At 65.6% G+C, this 20,052-nt stretch carries 18 protein-coding genes, 4 tRNA genes and 2 rRNA genes; 14 read left to right on the plus strand and 10 right to left on the minus strand.

The features are described 5' to 3' along the window. The first annotated feature begins 95 nt into the window (after positions 1-95). The 4 genes from I1E95_RS11180 (at position 96) to rrf (ending at position 3,861) form a co-directional block, all read left to right on the plus strand. Positions 96-169, plus strand: a tRNA-Ile gene (locus I1E95_RS11180). 9 nt (positions 170-178) lie between these two features. Continuing rightward, positions 179-251: transfer RNA gene (locus I1E95_RS11185), tRNA-Ala, on the plus strand. A gap of 501 nt (positions 252-752) precedes the next feature. Continuing rightward, positions 753-3,628, plus strand: a 23S ribosomal RNA gene (locus I1E95_RS11190). 116 nt (positions 3,629-3,744) lie between these two features. Then, positions 3,745-3,861, plus strand: a 5S ribosomal RNA gene (rrf, locus tag I1E95_RS11195). Positions 3,862-3,954: 93 nt separating this feature from the next. Here rrf and mtnC read toward each other — a convergent pair. From mtnC to I1E95_RS11215, 4 genes are all read right to left on the minus strand, one after another. After that, on the minus strand, positions 3,955-4,755 hold the full coding sequence (gene mtnC, locus I1E95_RS11200; RefSeq protein ID WP_197162291.1) for an acireductone synthase: 801 nt from the start codon (positions 4,753-4,755) through the stop codon (positions 3,955-3,957). Then, the gene (gene mtnB, locus I1E95_RS11205; protein ID WP_231594585.1) at positions 4,752-5,399 is read right to left on the minus strand and encodes a methylthioribulose 1-phosphate dehydratase; all 648 of its coding nucleotides are present in this window, start codon (positions 5,397-5,399) and stop codon (positions 4,752-4,754) included. Before mtnB ends, mtnC begins: the two co-directional genes overlap by 4 nt. Before the next feature lie 58 nt (positions 5,400-5,457). Next, positions 5,458-6,303 (minus strand): DNA-formamidopyrimidine glycosylase, encoded by an 846-nt coding sequence (locus I1E95_RS11210; protein ID WP_197162295.1) that lies wholly within the window; start codon positions 6,301-6,303, stop codon positions 5,458-5,460. A gap of 130 nt (positions 6,304-6,433) precedes the next feature. After that, on the minus strand, positions 6,434-6,643 hold the full coding sequence (locus I1E95_RS11215) for a photosystem I reaction center subunit IV (RefSeq protein WP_197162297.1): 210 nt from the start codon (positions 6,641-6,643) through the stop codon (positions 6,434-6,436). Positions 6,644-6,777: 134 nt separating this feature from the next. On the opposite strand from I1E95_RS11215, the gene I1E95_RS11220 reads away from it, so the two are divergent. Next, positions 6,778-7,800: a hypothetical protein gene (locus I1E95_RS11220; RefSeq protein WP_197162299.1), complete on the plus strand. Its 1,023-nt coding sequence runs from the start codon at positions 6,778-6,780 to the stop codon at positions 7,798-7,800. 45 nt (positions 7,801-7,845) lie between these two features. Next, entirely contained in the window at positions 7,846-9,342 is a 1,497-nt protein-coding gene (locus I1E95_RS11225; protein WP_197162301.1) for an ATP-dependent DNA helicase RecQ, read from the plus strand. A 39-nt stretch (positions 9,343-9,381) separates the two neighbouring features. Here the strand turns inward: I1E95_RS11225 and I1E95_RS11230 are convergent, their stop codons facing one another. From I1E95_RS11230 to I1E95_RS11245, 4 genes are all read right to left on the minus strand, one after another. Beyond that, positions 9,382-10,539, minus strand: coding sequence for a LysM peptidoglycan-binding domain-containing protein (locus tag I1E95_RS11230; protein ID WP_197162303.1), 1,158 nt, complete (start codon positions 10,537-10,539; stop codon positions 9,382-9,384). A 76-nt stretch (positions 10,540-10,615) separates the two neighbouring features. After that, positions 10,616-12,073 carry an aldehyde dehydrogenase family protein gene (locus I1E95_RS11235; RefSeq protein WP_197162305.1) on the minus strand — a complete coding sequence of 486 codons (1,458 nt, stop codon included), beginning with the start codon at positions 12,071-12,073 and terminating at the stop codon, positions 10,616-10,618. A 185-nt stretch (positions 12,074-12,258) separates the two neighbouring features. Next, positions 12,259-12,330: transfer RNA gene (locus I1E95_RS11240), tRNA-Thr, on the minus strand. Positions 12,331-12,341: 11 nt separating this feature from the next. Continuing rightward, positions 12,342-12,423, minus strand: a tRNA-Tyr gene (locus I1E95_RS11245). Positions 12,424-12,460: 37 nt separating this feature from the next. Here I1E95_RS11245 and aroQ point away from each other — a divergent pair. Both aroQ and I1E95_RS11255 read left to right on the plus strand, forming a co-directional pair. Further along, positions 12,461-12,901 carry a type II 3-dehydroquinate dehydratase gene (gene aroQ, locus I1E95_RS11250; RefSeq protein WP_197162307.1) on the plus strand — a complete coding sequence of 147 codons (441 nt, stop codon included), beginning with the start codon at positions 12,461-12,463 and terminating at the stop codon, positions 12,899-12,901. Next, positions 12,898-13,503: a tRNA-(ms[2]io[6]A)-hydroxylase gene (locus tag I1E95_RS11255; protein WP_197162309.1), complete on the plus strand. Its 606-nt coding sequence runs from the start codon at positions 12,898-12,900 to the stop codon at positions 13,501-13,503. The genes aroQ and I1E95_RS11255 overlap by 4 nt, the downstream gene beginning before the upstream one ends. Before the next feature lie 12 nt (positions 13,504-13,515). On the opposite strand, the gene I1E95_RS11260 is transcribed toward I1E95_RS11255, so the two are convergent. Continuing rightward, the gene (locus tag I1E95_RS11260) at positions 13,516-14,103 is read right to left on the minus strand and encodes an acireductone dioxygenase (protein WP_370594543.1); all 588 of its coding nucleotides are present in this window, start codon (positions 14,101-14,103) and stop codon (positions 13,516-13,518) included. Between I1E95_RS11260 and I1E95_RS11265 the strand changes: the two genes are divergently transcribed. Together I1E95_RS11265 and I1E95_RS11270 are read left to right on the plus strand one after the other, a co-directional pair. Next, a complete protein-coding gene (locus tag I1E95_RS11265; RefSeq protein ID WP_231594987.1) occupies positions 14,083-14,985 on the plus strand; it encodes a precorrin-2 C(20)-methyltransferase in 903 nt (300 codons plus the stop codon). The genes I1E95_RS11260 and I1E95_RS11265 overlap by 21 nt on opposite strands. A gap of 42 nt (positions 14,986-15,027) precedes the next feature. Continuing rightward, a complete protein-coding gene (locus I1E95_RS11270) occupies positions 15,028-15,771 on the plus strand; it encodes a DUF4079 domain-containing protein (RefSeq protein ID WP_197162311.1) in 744 nt (247 codons plus the stop codon). On the opposite strand, the gene dusB is transcribed toward I1E95_RS11270, so the two are convergent. Then, positions 15,684-16,703 carry a tRNA dihydrouridine synthase DusB gene (dusB, locus tag I1E95_RS11275; protein WP_197162313.1) on the minus strand — a complete coding sequence of 340 codons (1,020 nt, stop codon included), beginning with the start codon at positions 16,701-16,703 and terminating at the stop codon, positions 15,684-15,686. The genes I1E95_RS11270 and dusB overlap by 88 nt on opposite strands. On the opposite strand from dusB, the gene I1E95_RS11280 reads away from it, so the two are divergent. The 4 genes from I1E95_RS11280 to I1E95_RS11295 all read left to right on the plus strand — a co-directional run bounded on the left by I1E95_RS11280 (position 16,702) and on the right by I1E95_RS11295 (position 19,907). Beyond that, on the plus strand, positions 16,702-17,187 hold the full coding sequence (locus tag I1E95_RS11280; RefSeq protein ID WP_197162315.1) for a DUF1823 family protein: 486 nt from the start codon (positions 16,702-16,704) through the stop codon (positions 17,185-17,187). The two genes, dusB and I1E95_RS11280, sit on opposite strands and share 2 nt — an antisense overlap. A gap of 105 nt (positions 17,188-17,292) precedes the next feature. Then, positions 17,293-18,660: a ribosome biogenesis GTPase Der gene (der, locus tag I1E95_RS11285; protein ID WP_197162317.1), complete on the plus strand. Its 1,368-nt coding sequence runs from the start codon at positions 17,293-17,295 to the stop codon at positions 18,658-18,660. Positions 18,661-18,673: 13 nt separating this feature from the next. After that, on the plus strand, positions 18,674-19,606 hold the full coding sequence (locus I1E95_RS11290; RefSeq protein ID WP_197162318.1) for a CbiQ family ECF transporter T component: 933 nt from the start codon (positions 18,674-18,676) through the stop codon (positions 19,604-19,606). Between the two features lie 22 nt (positions 19,607-19,628). After that, a complete protein-coding gene (locus tag I1E95_RS11295; RefSeq protein ID WP_197162320.1) occupies positions 19,629-19,907 on the plus strand; it encodes a PipX family protein in 279 nt (92 codons plus the stop codon). Positions 19,908-20,052 lie beyond the last annotated feature (145 nt).

The raw sequence follows: 20,052 nt of genomic DNA on the forward strand, positions 1-20,052 counted from the left end.
CAGAGGTTGCTCCAGCGATGGGGGAACCAACGAGCTGTCGTGGATGTCTTTTCAGTTCCTAAACTTTGTCTAGGTCACCCCGCAAGGGAATCCCTGGGCCATTAGCTCAGGTGGTTAGAGCGCACCCCTGATAAGGGTGAGGTCCCTGGTTCAAGTCCAGGATGGCCCATTCGTGTTTGGGGGTTTAGCTCAGTTGGTAGAGCGCCTGCTTTGCAAGCAGGATGTCAGCGGTTCGAGTCCGCTAACCTCCACTGACCAACCCGCCCGGATCGCGAAAGCAATGGGAGAGAGCTTGTGGTGGTGATTTTAGATGATTGTACTGGCGAAGGACTCTAGCTTCCTTTCAGATGACAGTTCAACCAGGATCCTGAGGAATACAGGAGTTGGTAGAGGCTGTGATTGAAAAGACGCTGGACTCCAGCAGGATCAGCCGAGAGGTTGATTGATGCGGTGTTCAGTAGAACCTTGACAACTGCATAGGTAAGTCTGTAAATAAAGCATCTCATGGATGCTTCGTGAACAGCTGTAGAAACCGGCGGCTTTGGCTGCTGGGATTGAAGCTTGTTTGTGGAGCGATTCTAGAGTAGGAGCCGAGACTCCACATTGCTCCTGGTTCTTGCCGAAAGAATCGGGTTTGATCTTGTTTTCGGAGACAGCGCAAGAGGAACTGGAGAAATCCAGCTGCTCCAAAGCTGAGGATGAAAGCAGGAGAATCTGCGTACAACCGCAGCAAGGTGGTGTGGAGATAAATTGGTCAAGCTACAAAGGGCTCACGGTGGATACCTTGGCACACAGAGGCGATGAAGGACGTAGTTACCTGCGATAAGTCTCGGGGAGCTGGAAACACGCTTTGATCCGGGAATTTCCGAATGGGGCAACCCCTAGAACGGCCAGCTGAATCCATAGGCTGGCACGAGCCAACCCAGCGAACTGAAACATCTTAGTAGCTGGAGGAAAGGAAAGTAAAAACGACTCCCTAAGTAGCGGCGAGCGAACGGGGAAGAGCCTAAACCGATGGTTTCGACCATCGGGGTTGTGGGACAGCAACGTGGACCAGTGACGTTAGTGGAAGCGTTTGAAAGGCGCGCCATAGAGGGTGAAAGCCCCGTACGCGAAAACGAATCTGGCCTAGCTGTATCCCGAGTAGTACGGAGCACGTGAAATTCCGTATGAATCTGCGAGGACCACCTCGTAAGGCTAAGTACTCCTGTGTGACCGATAGCGCAACAGTACCGCGAGGGAAAGGTGAAAAGAACCCCGGGAGGGGAGTGAAATAGAACATGAAACCGTGAGCTTACAAGCAATGGGAGCCCGACTGATCGGGTGACCGTGTGCCTGTTGAAGAATGAGCCGGCGACTTATAGGCACTGGCAGGTTAAACCGGGAATGGTGGAGCCATAGCGAAAGCGAGTCTGAATAGGGCGATCGTCAGTGTTTATAGACCCGAACCCGGGTGATCTAACCATGGCCAGGATGAAGCTTGGGTGATACCAAGTGGAGGTCCGAACCGACTGATGTTGAAAAATCAGCGGATGAGCTGTGGTTAGGGGTGAAATGCCAATCGAACCCGGAGCTAGCTGGTTCTCCCCGAAATACGTTGAGGCGTAGCGTCTAGTGCTATAGCAGGGGGGTAAAGCCACCGTTTCGGTGCGGGCTGCGAGAGCGGTACCAAATCGATACGAACTCTGAATACCCTGTGTGAAACTAGGCAGTCAGACTGTGGGGGATAAGCTCCATGGTCGAAAGGGAAACAGCCCAGACCGCCAGCTAAGGTCCCCAAATCAATGCTGAGTGATAAAGGAGGTGGGATTGCCCAGACAACCAGGAGGTTTGCCTAGAAGCAGCCATCCTCAAAGGAGTGCGTAATAGCTCACTGGTCGAGCGATCCTGCGCCGAAAATGAACGGGGCTAAGCATTGTACCGAAGCTGCGGATTTAACTTGTTAAATGGTAGGGGAGCGTTCCATGTGGGGTGAAGCGTTAGCGTAAGCGGGCGTGGACTGCATGGAAGTGAGAATGTCGGCTTGAGTAGCGAAAACATGGGTGAGAATCCCATGCCCCGAAACCCTAAGGGTTCCTCCGGCAGGCTCGTCCGCGGAGGGTTAGTCAGGACCTAAGGCGAGGCCGAAAGGCGTAGTCGATGGACAACAGGTCAACATTCCTGTACCTGTCATGTTTTGGGAAGGGGGACGGAGAAGGCTAGCCCAGCCAGATGTTGGTTACTGGTTCAAGCGTTCGAGGTGTTGAGGGGTGGTGAAAACACCCTGAGCTGAGGCGTGAGTACGAGCTGCTACGGCAGCGAAGTGGGTGATGTCAAGCTTCCAAGAAAAGCCCTATACCCGTTAAGGCATGACGGCCTGTACCCGAAACCGACACAGGTGGGGTGGTAGAGAATACCGAGGGGCGCGAGATAACTCTCTCTAAGGAACTCGGCAAAATGGCCCCGTAACTTCGGGAGAAGGGGTGCCACCGCAAGGTGGTCGCAGTGAAGAGGCCCAGGCGACTGTTTACCAAAAACACAGGTCTCCGCTAAGTCGCAAGACGATGTATGGGGGCTGACGCCTGCCCAGTGCCGGAAGGTTAAGGAAGCTGGTCAGCGCAAGCGAAGCTGGCGACTGAAGCCCCGGTGAACGGCGGCCGTAACTATAACGGTCCTAAGGTAGCGAAATTCCTTGTCGGGTAAGTTCCGACCCGCACGAAAGGCGTAACGATCTGGGCGCTGTCTCGGAGAGAGGCTCGGCGAAATAGAATTGTCTGTGAAGATGCGGACTACGTGCACCCGGACAGAAAGACCCTATGAAGCTTTACTGTAGCTTGGTATTGTGCCCGGGCTCTGAATGCGCAGGATAGGTGGGAGGCTTTGATCCATTGCTTGTGGGTAATGGTGAGCCAACGGTGAGATACCACTCTTTCAGAGCTAGGGTTCTAACCTTCACCCGTTATCCGGGGAGGGGACAGTATCAGGTGGGCAGTTTGACTGGGGCGGTCGCCTCCTAAAAGGTAACGGAGGCGCGCAAAGGTTTGCTCAGGCTGGTTGGAAATCAGCCGACGAGTGTAAAAGCAGAAGCAAGCTTGACTGTGAGACCAACAAGTCGAACAGGGACGAAAGTCGGCTTTAGTGATCCGACGGTTCTGAGTGGAAGGGCCGTCGCTCAACGGATAAAAGTTACTCTAGGGATAACAGGCTGATCTCCCCCAAGAGTTCACATCGACGGGGAGGTTTGGCACCTCGATGTCGGCTCATCGCAACCTGGGGCTGAAGTCGGTCCCAAGGGTTGGGCTGTTCGCCCATTAAAGCGGTACGCGAGCTGGGTTCAGAACGTCGTGAGACAGTTCGGTCCATATCCGGTGCATGCGTAAGAACATTGAGAGGAGTTCTCCCTAGTACGAGAGGACCGGGAGGAACGCACCTCTGGTGTACCAGTTATCGTGCCAACGGTAAACGCTGGGTAGCCATGTGCGGAGAGGATAACCGCTGAAAGCATCTAAGTGGGAAGCCCACCTCAAGATGAGTGTTCTCATGGCTTAAGCCAGTAAGGTCACGGGAAGAACACCCGTTGATAGGCTCTACGTGGAAGCGCAGCAATGTGTGAAGCGGAGGAGTACTAATAGACCGAGGGCTTGACCAACACTTGGCCTTGCTCAAGACGAGCATGAGCTGCGGAGTTTGCAGACAGAGGAGGCGAAAGCCAAATCAGTTACCTATGTAGTTCTCAGGGATCACCTGAGAGCGAACAGATTCTTTCCTGGTGTTCATGGCACTGTGGCCCCACTCCGATCCATCTCGAACTCGGTTGTGAAACGCAGTAGCGGCGACGATAGTTGGAGGGTAGCTTCCTGCAAAAATAGCTCAATGCCAGGATAAAACAATCTGAACGCTCAATGATCACTCCAGCGCAGCTGAAAGGAGATCAGAGAAGCCACCCTCGGGTGGCTTTTTTATGAGCAGGCTCGCTCAGAGTGACAACTCAATCTGCTCCAGACTTGTGACCTGGTCATGGAACCCTGGATCATGTTCGGGATTGCCTGGTCTGTTGCTGAAGATCACGGCAAGGCCGCTGCTGTGGGCGGCATCGAGTTCGGCCAAAGAGTCACTCACGAACAGGATCTTCGATGCGGGTGCAGCGAGAGAGTCTGCAATCCTGAGATAGCTCCCCGGATCCTGTTTACTGCCGATCCGTGTGTCGAACCAACCTCCGAACAACAGGCGCAGATCTCCGGAATCGCTGTGCTCGTAGAGGAGTTGCTGAGCGGCGACCGATCCTGAGGAATAGACCGCCAACTGAAGTCCTGTAGCGTGCCAACGCTTCAGAGTCGGCGCCACATCGGCAAACAGCGGAGCACGCAACGCACCAGTGGCATAGCCCTCCTTCCAGATCAATCCCTGCAGATCCTTGAGGGCGGTGAGCTTGCGGTCTTCATCGATCAGAGACTGGAGAAAACGGCAGAGTTGATCGAGACAGGGAGGCTCGACAGCTGCGTGTTGGGGCTGCAAGGGCTCCTGGGCTGCGTCTTCGGCTTGGTGCCAGGCCTCGTTGAGAGCACAGAGCAGTGGTTGCAGCTCAGGTTCCTGTTCGTGCTGCCGCAGAAAGGGCTCCAGATGGGCCCTGGCATAGGGGAAGAGAGTGTCGGCCACGAAGCTCACCGGGCAGGTGGTGCCTTCGATGTCGAGTAGCACATGCCTGATGCCAGTTCGTGAGCGATCGGTTGCTTCAGCTCCTGACGCCGTATGGGGTGTGGAAGTTGGAGGATTCATGGCCTGGGATGAGGAGGCAGGAGCAACTCACGCCAGCTCTGTTCCAGCAGGAATTCGAGGATCTCCAGATGGCGGCGGGCGCTGAAGAGATCGTGGCCCCAGGCATACAGCCCGTGGCCGGCGATCAGGAGGCCATGGGGGGCTCCGTCCAGGTGTGGTGAAGCGGCCAGGCTGAGGCGACCCAGATCCTGATCGTTGGCCAGCACGGGAATGGCGATGGAGGTGTCATGGCTGCGAATGCCTGCGAGCCCCTTGAGCATCTCCAGACCTTCGATCCGCACGACTGCAGGCTCTGCCTCGGCGACCTTCAGGGCACGTCGGGAGAGCAGGGTGGCGGCCTGGGAATGGGTGTGCAGCACGGCCCCGGCTCCCGTGCGCTTGACGATCTCAAGGTGCAGCAGGGTCTCTGCGCTGGCGGCTCCGCTGCCGTCGATCACCCGGGCCTCGCCATTCACCAGGATCAGGTCATCGGGTTGGATCGAGCCCTTGTCGACCCCGCTGGGGGCCATCAGCAGCTCCAGGGGATCCAGCCGACTCACGCAGCTGAAATTGCCGCCCGTGCCATCACACCAGCCCCTGGCATGGATCGCCGCAATGACAGTGCTCAGGGCCGTGGCCTGCTCTCCGGGCACGGATGTGGGCACGGCCCTTCTACGGAATGCACTCATCTTCTCCCACCTCCCGCACTTGCCCCGGAACCATTCAACGCTGGCAGGTGGAGCACCAGTGGCTGCTGCGTCCCCCCAGCCGCTCACGCTGGATCGGCTGGCCGCAGCGCCGGCACGGTTGACCGCCGCGGCGGTACACCCAGGCGACGCCTCCATAGTTGCCGTTGGTGCCACTGAGATCACGAAAGTCGCTGAAGGTGGTGCCGCCCGATCCGATGCTGATCTCAAGCACCTCGATGAGCGAGCGGCGCAGCCGCTCGAGCTCCTTGAGATTGAGGCTGCCGCTGCGGCGCTGGGGGGCCACGCCGGCTGTGAACAGGGATTCATCGGCATAGATGTTGCCGACCCCGGCCACGAGTGCCTGATCGAGCAGGGCGGCCTTGATCGGTCGCACGGAGCCCTTCAGCTTCCGCTGCAGGTAGGGGGCGCTGAAGGCGGCGCTGAAGGGTTCAGGGCCCAGCTTCTGCAGGCCCGTCATCACGCACGAGCACTCGATCCCGTAGGGGACAAACCACATCTGCCCGAAGCTGCGCACATCGATGAAGCGGAGTTCCTGCCCCTGACGGCTCCAGCACCGCACCCGGGTATGCGGGCAGGGCTCGCGGGTCTCTTCAAGCCAGAGAAACTGACCGGTCATGCGCAGATGCACGCCCCAGTGGCCCGCCGCCAGGCCACCGCGACTGAGTTCAGCCATCAGGTACTTCCCCCTGCGGCTCCACGCCCCCACCTGGCAACCGATCAGCCCGGCGCGGAACTGATCGACATCCTCTGGAGCGGCGATGGCCCTCGGCCTGAGCACCTCGACCCGTTCGATCTCGAACGCCGTGAGCTGGCGCTCCAGTCCGCGCCGGACCGTTTCAACCTCAGGGAGCTCGGGCATCCGCTCAGCATCGATCCGGGCAGCCTGGCAGGACGACGGACTCACCACGACAGATGAAAACCGCCCGAAGCTCAGCTCAGGGCGGATGGCGGATCAGGGCTGGACCCCGAGCGGAATGGCCCGCAGGAGTTCAGGCGGACTCGAGTTCCCGTTCGGCGAAATTGTTGGTGTTGATGCCGCCTTCGGAGCCGCTGTAGCCGCTGTAATTCACCTTGTCGAAGCGCACCACCACGGGGTAGCGGATGCCCGAGGTGTCGACGGACGCCACGGTGCCGACTTCGTTGAACCAGTAGGACTCAGGCCGCTTGATGCGCACCTTGTCGCCGCGGGAGATCGCCATCGCTGCGCTGTTGTGGGGTGACTGCCAGACGGAAGATACCTGCCCCGAAGGGGTGCTGAACCGCAGGCGTCACGTTTCGTCGTTCGAGGCTCGGGTCTGCGTGGCAGCATCAGCGATTGCACCGCTGGTCGTCGATGGAGGCACCCGCCCTCAGCCTGGAGCTGCCCGATCCTGAACGGGATGACATCAGCACCATGGAGTTCCTCTCCCGCCTGGAGGAGGCCTGGGCTGTCTGCGACCGATTCGATCTGCAGACGGAGATCTGGCGGGGGCGCATCCTGCGGGCGGTGCGGGACAGGGAAAAGCGGGGGGGTGAGGGCCGCGGCACCGGTTTTCTGCAATGGCTCAGGGAGCGGGAGATCAGCAAGACCCGCGCCTACAGCCTGATCCAGCTCGCCGATTCCGCCGACAACCTGGTCGGGGACGGGCTGCTGGAGCAGGGGAGCGTCAACAACTTCTCCAAACGCGCCTTTCTTGACACGGCCCTTGCCGATCCGGAGGTCCAGCAGATGATCAGTGAGGCCGCCAATGGCGGCCAGCAGATCACCCGTAAGCAGGTGCGGCGTCTCAGCGATGAATTCACCGCGGCCACCAGTCCGCTGTTGCCCGAGGAGATCCGCCAGCGCACCCAGGAGAACCTGCTGCCCCCCCGGGTGGTGGCCCCTCTGGTGCGGGAGCTTGCCAAACTGCCCGAACCGCAGCAGGACGATCTGCGCCGGGTCCTGCGCGACGAACCTGAACTGGAGCGGGTCAAGGATGTGACCAGCACCGCCCGCTGGCTGAGCAAGGCGGCCGAGGCCGGCATCGCCGTGCGCGCCTTCCAGCAGGGGGATCTCAATCTGGAGAAGGCTCTGCAGGAAGCCCAGCGGCTCGATGCCCTTGGCCTGTTCGCCGATGCCGTCGGTCAGGCTCAGCAGCTGGAGAGCGCCGTGCTCAAGCTGCACACCAGCTGGCGTCGCCTGGGGGGGTTGCAGGAACGTCTCTGGGTGGAGAGCGGCAGCAGCACCCCCCATCTGCGCGAGCTGCTCACCGCCCTGCAGAGCCTGAGCGGCACCACCCTGCGGGTGTCCCTCGGCGAGCTTTCGGGAGGGAAGCGGGTGCGCCTGCAGCTCGTGGAGGAGAGCCCCGACCAGCTGACGCCTCCGCCCTTGCCCTGAGTGGAGCGAGGGTTAAGGTCGCAACGGTGCGGGGCTGACGAGGCGGTGGCGGCGGATCCGCTCGAATCGGAGCTCGGGCGCCATTTCGGTTGGACCGCCTTCCGCCCTGGTCAGAGGCCGGTGGTGGAAGCGCTGCTCGCCGGTCGGGATTGTCTGGCGGTGATGCCCACCGGGGCCGGCAAGTCGCTGTGTTTCCAGTTGCCGGCGCTGGTGCGGGACGGGCTGGTGCTTGTGGTCTCCCCCCTGGTGGCTTTGATGCAGGACCAGGTCAGCCAGCTGCATAGGCGGGGCATCCCTGCGGCCAGTCTCCACCAGGGCCTCGATCCGCCCAGCCGCCGCACCCTGCGGCGGCGCCTGGAGGAGAACCGCCTGCGGGTGCTCTATCTCGCCCCGGAGCGCCTGCAGGCCGAGGCCACCCGCCAGTTGCTGGAGGAGGTGCTGGAGCAGGGGCGCCTGGTGGCCCTGGCGGTGGATGAGGCCCATTGCATCAGTGCCTGGGGCCATGACTTCCGGCCCGATTACAGGCGGCTGGGCCAGTTGCGCAGCCTCTGTCCCGGGGTGCCGCTGGTGGCACTGAGCGCCACAGCGGCACCCCGGGTGCGGGCCGACATCATCCGCCTGCTGCAGCTGCGCCGGCCCCTGGTCCAGGTGCGCTCGGCCCGCCGCCCCAACCTGACCTATGCCATGGAGCGCCGTCCCCAGGATCCCTTGCCCCCGGTCCTGGAAGCGCTGGAGCAGGCCCGGGGGGCAGTGCTGATCTACGCGCGCACCCGCCGTTCGGTGGAGCACTGGGCCGCGCGCCTCTCTGCCGCCGGCCGTGAGGCGATCGCGTATCACGCGGGCATGGACCCGGAGAGCCGCCGGCTGGCCCTGGAGCATTTCCAGGAGAGTCCCCGGCCGGTGCTGGTGGCCACGGTGGCCTTCGGAATGGGGGTGGACCGCCCGGATGTGGGTCTGGTGCTGCACCTGGATCTGCCCGCCAGCGCCGAGGGGTATTTGCAGGAGTCGGGCAGGGCCGGCCGTGACGGTCATCCCGCCCGCTGTCTGGTGCTGTTCGATCCGGCTGATCGACTCTCCCTGGGCTGGGCGATGCGGGCCTCGGCCCGGCAGATGAGCCCGGAGCTTCAGCACCAGGAGCGCCCGCGCCGTGACATCGCTCAGCAGCAGCTGCGGAGGATGGAGGCGGTGGCGGAGGGCAGTGGCTGCCGTGAACAGTCCCTGCTGCTGGCTGTGGGGGAGCTGGTGCCGCCCTGTGGCCGCTGCGATGTCTGCCGGCGGCCCCGCTCGATCAGCGACTGGTCGCCGGACGCGGCGCGGGTGCTGGAGGCCCTGGCCCAGAAGGACGGCGTGGACCTGCGCCGCCTGAGCGAGACCCTGGAGCAGGCCCATGGCGGAGATGAGCAGCGCTGGGGCTGGCTGACCCGCCGTCTGGTGCAGGAGGAGCTGATCAGCGAGAGCGACGATGGCAGCCAGCGCCTCTGGCTGCGCAGCGCTGGCCGCCACTACCTCAGCCAGCCCTGGCCCCTACGCTGGGCGGCCTGATCCGGCCGCTGGCAAGGGCACTCACCCTCTGCCTTCGGTCTACTTGCAGACGTCTTTGATGAGCTGCTCCTCGAAGTCGGTTGTGGGATCTTCCCAGCTGGTCCAGGCGCCTGCTTCGCCGGTGGCATTGATCTTGCGGGCGGCGCAGTTGATCGCCACGAACACCGGCTGGCCGCTGCTGTTGAGCGCTGGAGCCACCTGGCTGCCGCCCATCGGCCGCCAGTTGGAGAAATCAACCTGCAACGGACCGTAGGTGCGCCAGTCCGGTGGGGCGGTGTTGGTGGGGTCGGGCTTGGGCTGGGGCTTGGGCTGTGGCTTGGCCGGGGCCGCGGCGGGTGTCGCTGCTGCCACCACAGGTTTGGGCGCGGCTGCCGCAGGGGTGGCGACCGGTTTGGCCTGGGGGTCAGGGGTGACCTGGGCCGCAGGAGTGGCGACGGCTGGGGCGGGCTGCTCGGCTTGCTCGGGAGGATTCGGTGCTGGTTTGGGCTCCGGTTTGGCCGGGGCTGGCTTGGCAGCTGCTGGCTTGGTGGCCGCTGGTTTGGCGGCCGCTGGTTTGGATGCTGCCGGCTTGGCGGCTGGGGTTCCGCTGGCTGGCCCCAGGCTGAGCTTGGTGCCCACCTGCAGGTTGTCGGGGCTCTCCAGCTTGTTCAGGCTCACCAGTCGGGCCACCGGCACGTCGTAGCGCTCGGAGATCTCCGAGAGGGTCTCGCCGGATTTGACCACGTGCACCCTTCCGGTTTGCGTCCCGGCAGCAGCGGGGGGCGCTGGCCTGGCGGGCTTGGCGGAACCGGTCGCGCTTTTCGCCGTGGGCACCTTCAGGCGTTGCCCCACCTGCACCAGGTCGGCGTCCTTGAGGCCATTGAGCTCCATCAGCTTCTGGACCGAAAGCCCATAGCGTCCGGCGATCTCCGAGAGCGTTTCGCCGGCGCTCACGGTGTGGCTGCCTTTGGCGGGGCTGCCCTTGGCAGGGCTGCCCTCAGGCAGCTTCAGGCGGGTGCCGGCCTCCACCAGGTCGGGGTCCTTGAGGCCGTTGAGCTGAATCAAGCGCTGCACCGACACCCCATAGCGCTCGGCGATCTCCGAGAGAGTTTCCCCCGGCCTGACCACGTGTTGAGGTCCCGCGAGGGCAGGCATGGGCAGAACCACGGCCACGACCAGGGCGGCCAGGGAACGGCGCAAGGACTGCGAGCTGCGCATGGAGGGCGTTCGGCTGGCTGAACCATACGGAGAACCCCCCGGAACGCCAGCCCCCTGACCGCCGCTCCCTCGGAACTCAGCCCAGCAGCCGTTTGATCAGGGCGAGCCGATCGCCATAGGGCGGATAGCGGAAGGGCAGATCAAGACGGAAGGGTCTGCGCAGCACGCTGCGCAGGTGGGAGAAGGTATCGAAGCCGGCCTGACCGTGGTAGCGGCCCAGGCCGCTCTCGCCGACCCCTCCGAAGGGCAGCTCCGGCACCCCCGCCTGCATCACCACGTCGTTGAAGCAGACGCCACCGGAACTGGTACCGGCCAGCACCCGGTCCTGGGCCGCCTGGCTGCGGCTGAACAGGTAGAGGGCCAGCGGCTTGGCCCCCCGTCGGATGAGCTCCATGGCCTGGGGTAGCCCGGACACACCGACCACCGGCAGCAGGGGGCCGAACAGCTCGCCGGCCAGGAGCGGATCGTCACCGCTGAGGCGGCTGAGGAGTTCAGAGGCGGACGCGCAGGCGATCAGGGTGGGGGCGATCCGGCGGGTCCCTGGATCCACCTGGCCTCCGCTGAGCACCCGATCGTTGCGGCGGGCGCTCTCCAGCAGAGCCAGCAGGCGCTCGAACTGAGCCTGGTTGACGATGCGGGCCAGGTCAGGGGAGGAGAGGGGATCGTCGCCGTAGGCCCGTTGGAACTCGACCTGCAGCCGCTCGATCAGGGCCGGCCGCACCGAGTCCTCCACCAGCAGGTGGTCAGGGGCGATGCAGGTCTGCCCGGCGTTGAGACCCTTGCCCCAGGCCAGGCGACGGGCGGAGACCTCGAGATCGGCATCGGCCAGCACGATCGCCGGGCTGCGGCCCCCCAGCTCCAGGGTGACCGGCGTGAGAGTCCTGGCCGCGGCGGCCATCACCAGCCGCCCCACCCGGCCGCCGCCGGTGAAGAAGATGTGATCGAAGGGGAGGTCGAGCAGCTCGCCGGCGACGTCGGCGCCACCCTCCTGCACTGCCACCACCGTGGGATCGAGGTGGCGGCCCACCAGCCGGGCGATCAGGGCGGAGGTATGGGGCGCCTGCTCCGAAGGCTTGAGCACAGCGGTGTTCCCTGCCGCCAGGGCGCTCACCAGCGGCTGGAGCGTGAGCGAGAAGGGATAGTTCCATGGCCCGATGATCAGGACGCAGCCGAGGGGTTCGGCCACCAGTTCGGCCCGGCCGGGGCGCTGGGCGAGGGGAACGGGAACGGGCCTTGGCGCCATCCAGCGCTTCAGCTTCCTCTGGGCCAGGCGGAGTTCCTGCCGCACGGACACCACCTCGAAGTAGGCCTCCACCGTCGGCTTGCCGAGATCGGCGCTCAGCGCCTCCAGGATGGCCGGTTCGTTCTCCGCCAGCAGCCCATCGAGGCACTGGAGCTGGGCCTGCCGCCAGGCGATCGGCCTGGTGAGCCCCGAACTCACCGGCTCACGCAGAGCGGCTGTCGAGAACCGCCCGCCGGGATCGGCCCCGCCTGCTCGAGCGGTGGTTGAGGAGGAGCGGGGGGAGGGGTTCATCGACCGGGTGGCAAGCGAACCTAGTCTGGCCAAAGACTGAGGCCGCTCGGGAGAATCGCCCTCGCAGGACATCAGCTGCTTCGGATGAATCCGTACCGAATCTCAGAAGAAACTCCAGCCATCTGCGGTCCCTCGAGCCGGCCCGAATCAGGGGGAGAAAAAGGCTGTGGAATGAGGTGTTGAAAAGCCCTTGACGAGACTTGAACTCGTGACCTCTCCCTTACCAAGGGAGTGCTCTACCGCTGAGCTACAAGGGCATGTGGAAAGGTGGGCCGGGTTGGATTTGAACCAACGTAGGCAGAGCCAGCGGATTTACAGTCCGCCCCCATTAACCACTCGGGCACCGACCCGAACCACACCTCGACAACTTACCAGCCGACCTCCCTCATGCAGCTGCTCGCCCTCAATGGTCCGAACCTGAACCTGCTGGGCAGCCGCGAGCCCGGGCTCTACGGCACCTTGAGCCTTGAGGCCATCCGCCTGGACCTCACCGAGCGGGCCGCCGCGCTGGGGGCTGATCTGGCCTGGTTCCAGAGCAACCACGAGGGGGCCCTGGTGGACCGCATCCAGGAGGCCCGCGACCGGAGCTCCGGCATCCTGATCAATGCCGCCGCCTACACCCACACCTCCATTGCTCTGCGCGATGCCCTGCTGGCCGTGGCCATCCCCTACGTGGAACTGCACCTGAGCAACACCCATGCCCGCGAACCCTTCCGCCATCACTCCTTCCTCGCCGACCGGGCGGTGGGCGTGATCTGCGGCTTCGGGCCCACCAGCTACCGGCTGGCTCTCGAGGGCCTTGTCGACCACCTGCGCAGCCGCGCATGAGTACCCCTGCGGCGGGTGTGGCCCGGGTGCGCTGGCTGGCGGCCCCTACCGGCCCCGGCTGGCTGGAGCAGGCCCTGGCCCATCCGCTCGAGCTGCTGATCGATCACGCGCATTGCGAGCGCAAGGCTGCTGGTGTGGCCCTGCAGCTGATGTTCCGCTACCCCTCCGATGAAGCCCTGGCCGCCGCTCTCAGTCCCCTGGCGCGGGAGGAGCTGGAGCATTTCGAGCAGGTGCTGGCCTTGCTGGGGCGCCGGGGTGAGGCCCTTCGCCCGCTGGCGGCTCCTCCCTATGGCGCCGCCCTCGCCAGGCTGGTGCGGCGCCAGGAACCCGAGCGCATGCTCGACAGCTTTCTGGTGGCCGGTCTGATCGAAGCCCGCAGCCACGAACGCATGGCCCTGCTGGCGGCCCACAGCCCGGACCCGGAGCTGCAGGAGCTCTATGGGGAGCTTCTGGCCAGTGAGGCGCGTCACTTCGGCCTCTACTGGGTGCTGTGTGAGCGCCGCTGGCCGCGCCCTGCGGTGGTGGAGCGTCTGGAGGAGCTGGCCTGCCATGAAGCCGAGCTGCTGGCCCGGCTTCACCCCCAGCCCCGGATGCACAGCTAGCGGCCGCATCGTTCAGGCCGTTGCTGCCTCGGGCAGGGGATCAAGCAGGGGGTAGCGGGAGGCGATGTCATCGCCGGTGAACTGGGCGACCCAGCCTTCGGGATTGTCGAAGAAGCGCAGGGCCGTGAACCGGGGTGCCGCGCCCATGTCGAACCAGTGGCGGGTGCCGGCGGGAACACCGATCAGGTCGCCTCTGGTGCAGAGCACCTGCAGCACCTCCTCGCCGATGTGGAGGCAGAACAGCCCCTGCCCCTCTACGAAGAAGCGCACTTCGTCTTCGGCGTGGGTGTGCTCGGCCAGGAACTTCAGGCGCAGGGCCTGCCGCTCCGGGTGGTCCGGGCCGAGTCGGATCGCATCGACGGTGGGGTACCGGCCCTGGCTCTGGATGCGGGCGATCTCGCCGGCGTAGGCGCTGAGGATGGTCTCCTGATCGGCACCCTCCGCCAGTTCGCCCCGTGCCGGCCAGCGCTCGAACCTCAGACCGCGGGCGGCCAGCTCGGCCGCGATCACCGCGCCGTCCTCGCTGCTGAGCAGGGGCATGGCCGCCGTGTCCTGGCCCGGCGCCGGCGGATGAACAGAGTGGATGTGCAGGCGGCTCACGGCGTCGCAGCGGCAGGGGGATCGGGCCCGAGCCTAGAAAGCGTGCTGGCAGGCGCCACCGGGAGCACCTCTGTGATCGATCGTGTTGATGCAGCCTCCGCTTCGGGCTCTGGACCGGGCCTGGTGCTGGTGGGGGTCGGCCCGGGCGATCCTGATCTCTGCACCGTGGCCGCGGTGCGGGCGATCCAGGCGGCGGAGGTGGTGGCCTATCCGGTGGCGCGCCTGGAGGCGGAGGGGATGGCCGCCAGGATCGCCTCACCCTGGCTGAGGCCGCAGCAGCGGCGCCTGCCGCTGCTGTTTCCGATGGTGGAGGAGGCGGCGCCGCGCCGCCGGGCCTGGCGCCAGGCTGCCGGGGCCCTCGCGCTGGAGGTGGCCGCCGGCCGCCGGGTGGTTCTGCTCTGTGAGGGGGATGTCTCCCTGTTCGCCAGTGCGTCCTACGTGCTGCTGGCTCTGCTGGAGCACCACCCGGACTGTCCGCTGCGCCTGATCCCGGGAATCACGGCGGCATCGGCGGCGGCGGCAGCCGGTGCCTGGCCCCTGGCCCTGCAGCGCCAGACCCTGAGGGTGCTGCCCACGCCGGATGATCCCGCCGAGCTGGAGGCGCTGCTGGAGGAGGCCATGGCCTGTCCCGAAGGCCAGAGGCCTGTGCTGGCCCTACTCAAGCTGGGTGCCCGCTGGAGGTGGGTGCGGCCTCTGCTGGAGCGTCTCGGACTGCTGGAGGACGCCCTCTTCGCCCGGCATGTGGGCTGGCCGGATCAGTTGGTGGCACCGGCCGCTGCGGTGCCGTCCGAAGGGGAGGGGAGCTCCGCCTACTTCTCCCTGCTGCTGATCCGCTGCGGCTGGCCGCAGGTGCTTCCCGACACATCCCCGCGGCTGGGCTGATCAGGCCTGGGATGCTTGCCTGAGTGCACCGCCTCGAGGCCCATGAACCCCATCGACTGGTTCGCCCTGCTCCACCCCGTGCTGGTGATCCTGTTCGTGTATCCGGTGGTGGGGGCGACGATTCGCCTGGGGATCCTGGCCCGGGAGCGACGGCTGAAGATCCACCCCCAGCCGCCCACGGTGGGGGTTGAGCACGCCGACCACGGCCGCTGGGTCACTGGAGGGATGGTGGTGGCGGTGCTGGTGGCCCTGATCTATTCCTTCACCAACAAGTACATCAGCCCTGAACCACCCTTCACCGGTGGCATCCAGCGCCTGGCTCTGCTGCTGCTGGTGAGCGCGGGCACCTTCGCCAGCCTGCTGTCCCTCTGGTGGGTGAAGAGCACGACTCTGCGGGCCTCGTTCGCGCTGCTCACCTGGGCCGGTCTGCTGGGGCTGGGCAGCCAGCCAGAGATCTGGCGACTGAGCGACAACCCCTTCGAAGGGTCGTTCTGGGCGTCCCATTACTGGAGCGGGGTGCTGCTCACAGGCCTGATGCTGTTTTCGATGTCGGCCAAACCGGAGATCTTCCGTTCCCTGAAGATGCGCCGACTGCATGTGAGCGTGAACATCCTGGTTGCGGTGCTGCTGGCGGTTCAGGCGATCACGGGCAGCCGCGACCTGCTCGAGATTCCGGTGAGCTGGCAGAGGCCGGCGATCTACTCCTGCGACTTCGGGAAGCGCATCTGTCCGGCCCCCGCCAGCAGCTCCAGCGCCGCCGATGGGCTGGGGGCCCGCATCAGCTGATGGCGCAGCCGGGCGGCGCCGGCGAAGCCCTGACAGGTCCAGCCCATGTGCTTGCGGGCAATCAGCAGCCCCTGCTCCCCCCGGGCCGCCACCAGGGCCTCAAGGTGCTCCCGGGCCAGGGCCAGCCGTTCCGCAGGGCCGGGCACCGGCGGCAGCGGTCTTCCGCTCAGGGCCGCGTCGATGCGGCCCACCAGCCAGGGGGCCCCGAGAGTGCCCCGTCCCACCATCACGCCATCGGCGCCGGTGCGTTTCAGGCAGTCGAGGGCTCGCTCCGGGTCGGTGATGTCGCCGTTGGCGATCAGGGGAATGGAGAGGGCCCGCTTCACCCGGGCGATGGCGTCCCAGTCGGCTGAGCCGGAGAAGCCCTGGTCGCGGGTGCGGCCATGCAGGGTGAGGGCCTGGGCGCCGGCCTCCTGCAGGGCCAGGGCGAATCCCACCGGATCGGAGGAGTCGCCGCACCAGCCCAGACGGGTCTTGACGGTGACCGGAACCGTGACGGCCGCGCTGACGGCCTCGACGATGCGGCAGGCCAGGACGGGATCGCGCAGAAGGCCGCTGCCGCCCCCCTTGCGGGCAATCTTGCGGACCGGGCAGCCCATGTTGATGTCCACCAGGAAGGCACCCGCCCCCTCGGCCCGCCGGGCCGCCTCCGCCATCGCTCCGGGCCGGTGGTCGAAGAGCTGAACGGCGATCGGCCCGGTCTCGGCCTCCAGGCCCGCCATCTTGTCGCTGCCGTGGCCCAGCTCCAGGCTTGTGGCGTTGACCATCTCCGTGAAGAGCAGGGCATCAGGGGCCCAGCGGCGCACGAAGCCTCGAAAGATGCGGTCGCTCACGCCGGCCAGGGGCGACTGCAGCACCCGGCAGCGCAGCTTCCGCGGTGTGCCGCGACCGGGCAGGCTCAGGGGGGCATCGTTGAGGGAGCTGGGAGCCATGGCCATGTCCGCGTCGCCGCCTGAGGGGGCAACGGATCCCCACCCGCTCAGCCGTGCCCTGTTGATGATGATCCTGGAGGATCGCCTCAGCGACCGCTTCGTCTGTGAACTGATCTGGCGGCGGCTGGGCTATGAACTCCAGGAGGACAGGACCTGGCAGGCGGGGCTCACCACACCGGCCGCCTGGGCCGAGGCCTTCCCCCGGGCGCCGGAGCTGATCGCCGAGCGACCCGCCAGTGTGCACCTGACCCGCTCGATTCCCGCGGAGCACAAGCAGCTGCTCAAAGCCCAGCTCGGCTTCGCCGGCTACCGGATCGGCGAGCTGGTGCCGCGTCGCACGCGCCGGGCCACGGCTGTGAGCTGGCTGCTGGCCGATCTGGCCGCCCGCGGGGAGGGGCTGCCGGAGCAGGGGCCGCTGCCGGAGCCCCTGGTCCCACCCGAATCGCCGCTTCAGGGGCACCCCGGCGATCCGGAGGTGCACTGAAGCCCCCGACCGAGATTGCCGACCGAGCCGCCGAATGAGGCGTCTGATCGAAGCAGCCTCAGTCTGTAGGGTTGAAGCAGGACATCGTTGTTGAGATAAAAGTTCTTGGCGCTTCCAGTCGTCGCCATCATCGGGCGGCCCAATGTGGGCAAATCCACCCTGGTGAATCGGCTCTGCCGTAGCCGCGAAGCGATCGTGCACGATCAGCCCGGCGTCACCCGTGACCGCACTTATCAGGAAGGGTTCTGGGGGGACCGCCGATTCCGCGTGGTCGACACCGGAGGTCTCGTCTTCGATGACGACAGTGAGTTCCTGCCGGAGATCCGCGAGCAGGCCAACCTGGCCCTGGCCGAGGCCTCCGTGGCGGTGGTGATCGTCGATGGCCAGCAGGGACTCACCGGGGCCGATCAGGCCATTGCCGACTGGTTGCGCGGGCAGAAGGTGCCTGTGCTGCTGGCGGTGAACAAGTGCGAATCGCCCGATCAGGGCCTGGCCATGGCCGCCGACTTCTGGGGTCTGGGCCTGGGTGAGCCCCATGCCGTCTCGGCCATCCACGGCGCCGGCACCGGGGATCTGCTCGACAAGGTGATCGGCTACCTGCCCACCACGCCGGAGGAGGAGACGGAGGAACCGATCCAGCTGGCTATCATAGGCCGTCCCAACGTGGGCAAATCCAGCCTGCTCAACTCGATCTGCGGCGAAGCGCGGGCGATCGTGAGCCCGATCCGCGGCACAACCCGCGACACGATCGACACCACGATCGAGCGGGAAGGCAAGACCTGGAAACTGCTCGACACCGCCGGCATCCGCCGCCGCCGCAGCGTCAGCTACGGCCCGGAATACTTCGGCATCAACCGCAGCTTCAAGGCGGTCGAGCGCAGTGATGTCTGTGTGCTGGTGATCGATGCCCTCGATGGCGTCACCGAACAGGATCAGCGGGTGGCGGGGCGCATTGAAGAGGACGGCCGCGCCTGCGTGATCGTGGTCAACAAGTGGGACGCGATCGAGAAGGACAGCCACACGATGGCGGCGATGGAAAAGGAGCTGCGCGCCAAGCTCTATTTCCTCGACTGGGCACCGATGCTGTTCACCTCCGCCCTCACCGGCCAGCGGGTGGAGAGCATCTTCGCCCTGGCGCTGCTGGCGGTGGAGCAGCACCGCCGCCGGGTCACGACCTCGGTGGTGAATGAAGTGCTGCAGGAGGCGGTGAGCTGGCGTTCACCTCCCACCAGCCGCGGCGGGCGCCAGGGCCGTATCTATTACGGCACCCAGGTGGCCACCAGACCACCCAGCTTCACCCTGTTCGTGAACGACCCGAAGCTGTTCGGCGAAACCTACCGCCGCTATGTGGAGCGTCAGATCCGCGAGGGTCTGGGCTTCGATGGCTCACCGATCCGGCTGTTCTGGCGCGGCAAGCAGCAGCGCGATGCCGAGAAGGACCTGGCTCGGCAGCAGAGCCGTTCCGCCTCCTGATGGTGCGCTCCTGATGGACTGGCTGCGTCAGCTGCCCATCGGCCAGTACGTCGATGGGCAGCGGGGATGGCTGCGGCGGCTCGATGCCAGGCTCAAACTGGGCTGGACCCTGGCCTTCCTGGGCACCCCGGTGCTGGCCGGACCCCAGTGGCGTCTGTCCTTGGTGGCGCTGCTGTTGCTGATCACGGCCGTCTGCGGTCTGCCCTGGCGCCTGTGGCGGCGCAACCTGCCCGTGCTGCTGGCCCTCTGCCTGCTGGTGGGCCTCCTGGCGGCGCTGGTGCCGGTGGGGGTGGTGGCCTCCGCCAGCACGATGCGCTCCCCCCGGGAACTCCTGCTGGCCCCGGTCCCCGCCGGCCAGCCGGCGCCTCAGCGCTTCGGCCTGTCCTGGGAGGTGCTGCGCTGGGGACCCATCCAGCTGGGACCCCTGCCGATCGGGCCGCTGGTGGTCAACCGCCGCTCGGCCGAGCTTGGTCTCAACAGCGCCACGCTGCTGTTCACCCTGCTGCACAGCGCCAACCTGCTGCTGCTCTCTACTCCACCGGAGGAACTGGTGTGGGCGCTGAGCTGGGTGATCACGCCGCTCGGGGCGCTGGGGCTGCCGGTGGAGCGGCTGGGCTTCACCCTGCTGCTCTCCCTGCGTTTTCTGCCGCTGGTGCAGGAGGAGTTCCAGAACCTGCTGCGCTCGATCGCCACCCGGGCGGTGAACCTCAGGCGCCTGGGCTGGAAGGGTGGCCTCGGACTGGTGCTGGCGGTGGCCGAGCGGCTGCTCGCCAACCTGCTGCTGCGCTCGGAGCAGGGGGCCGAGGCTCTGATGGCCCGGGGGGGGCACTGGGTGCCTCCAGCGCAGATCCGCCTGGCCCGGCGGGCGGCCCGCTGGCTGAATCTGGTCGCGGCAAGCGCACTTTTTCTGTTTCTCGGGCTGCGCTGGCAGTACGGTGCGCTGTAATTGGTAGCCATTGCAGCCGACAGTGAGCGTCGACGCGACCACCGAGCGTTATCTCAACCATCCGACGTTCGGGCTCCTTTACCGGGTCGCTCCTGCCGGTGAAGGTCGTGATCTCTTCGCCACCCTCTACGCCCAGAGGATGTTCTTTCTGGTGACCCTGCAACCGCGGGGGGCCCAGTTCGAGGTGATTCCCCTGATGGATGCCCGCCATGTGGCGGAGCAGAACCTGGCGCGGGCCCGTCGTGATGGCAGTGCGCAGCTGCCCCGGTGGCGCCAGCTGTTCGATCAGACCTTCATCTGATCCGATCTTCCAGCGGCGTCCCAGCAAGTGGTGTAACTCAGGAGGATCAGCCCCGGCGTAGCCGGGGCTGACGGCTCACCTCCCTCAGATTTCAGCTGTGGCAATGGGTGGGCCGGTCTGTGACCCTGTTCGGAGAACTACCACC

This window comes from Synechococcus sp. CBW1107 (assembly GCF_015841355.1).
Classification (GTDB): Bacteria; Cyanobacteriota; Cyanobacteriia; order PCC-6307; family Cyanobiaceae; genus Regnicoccus_A.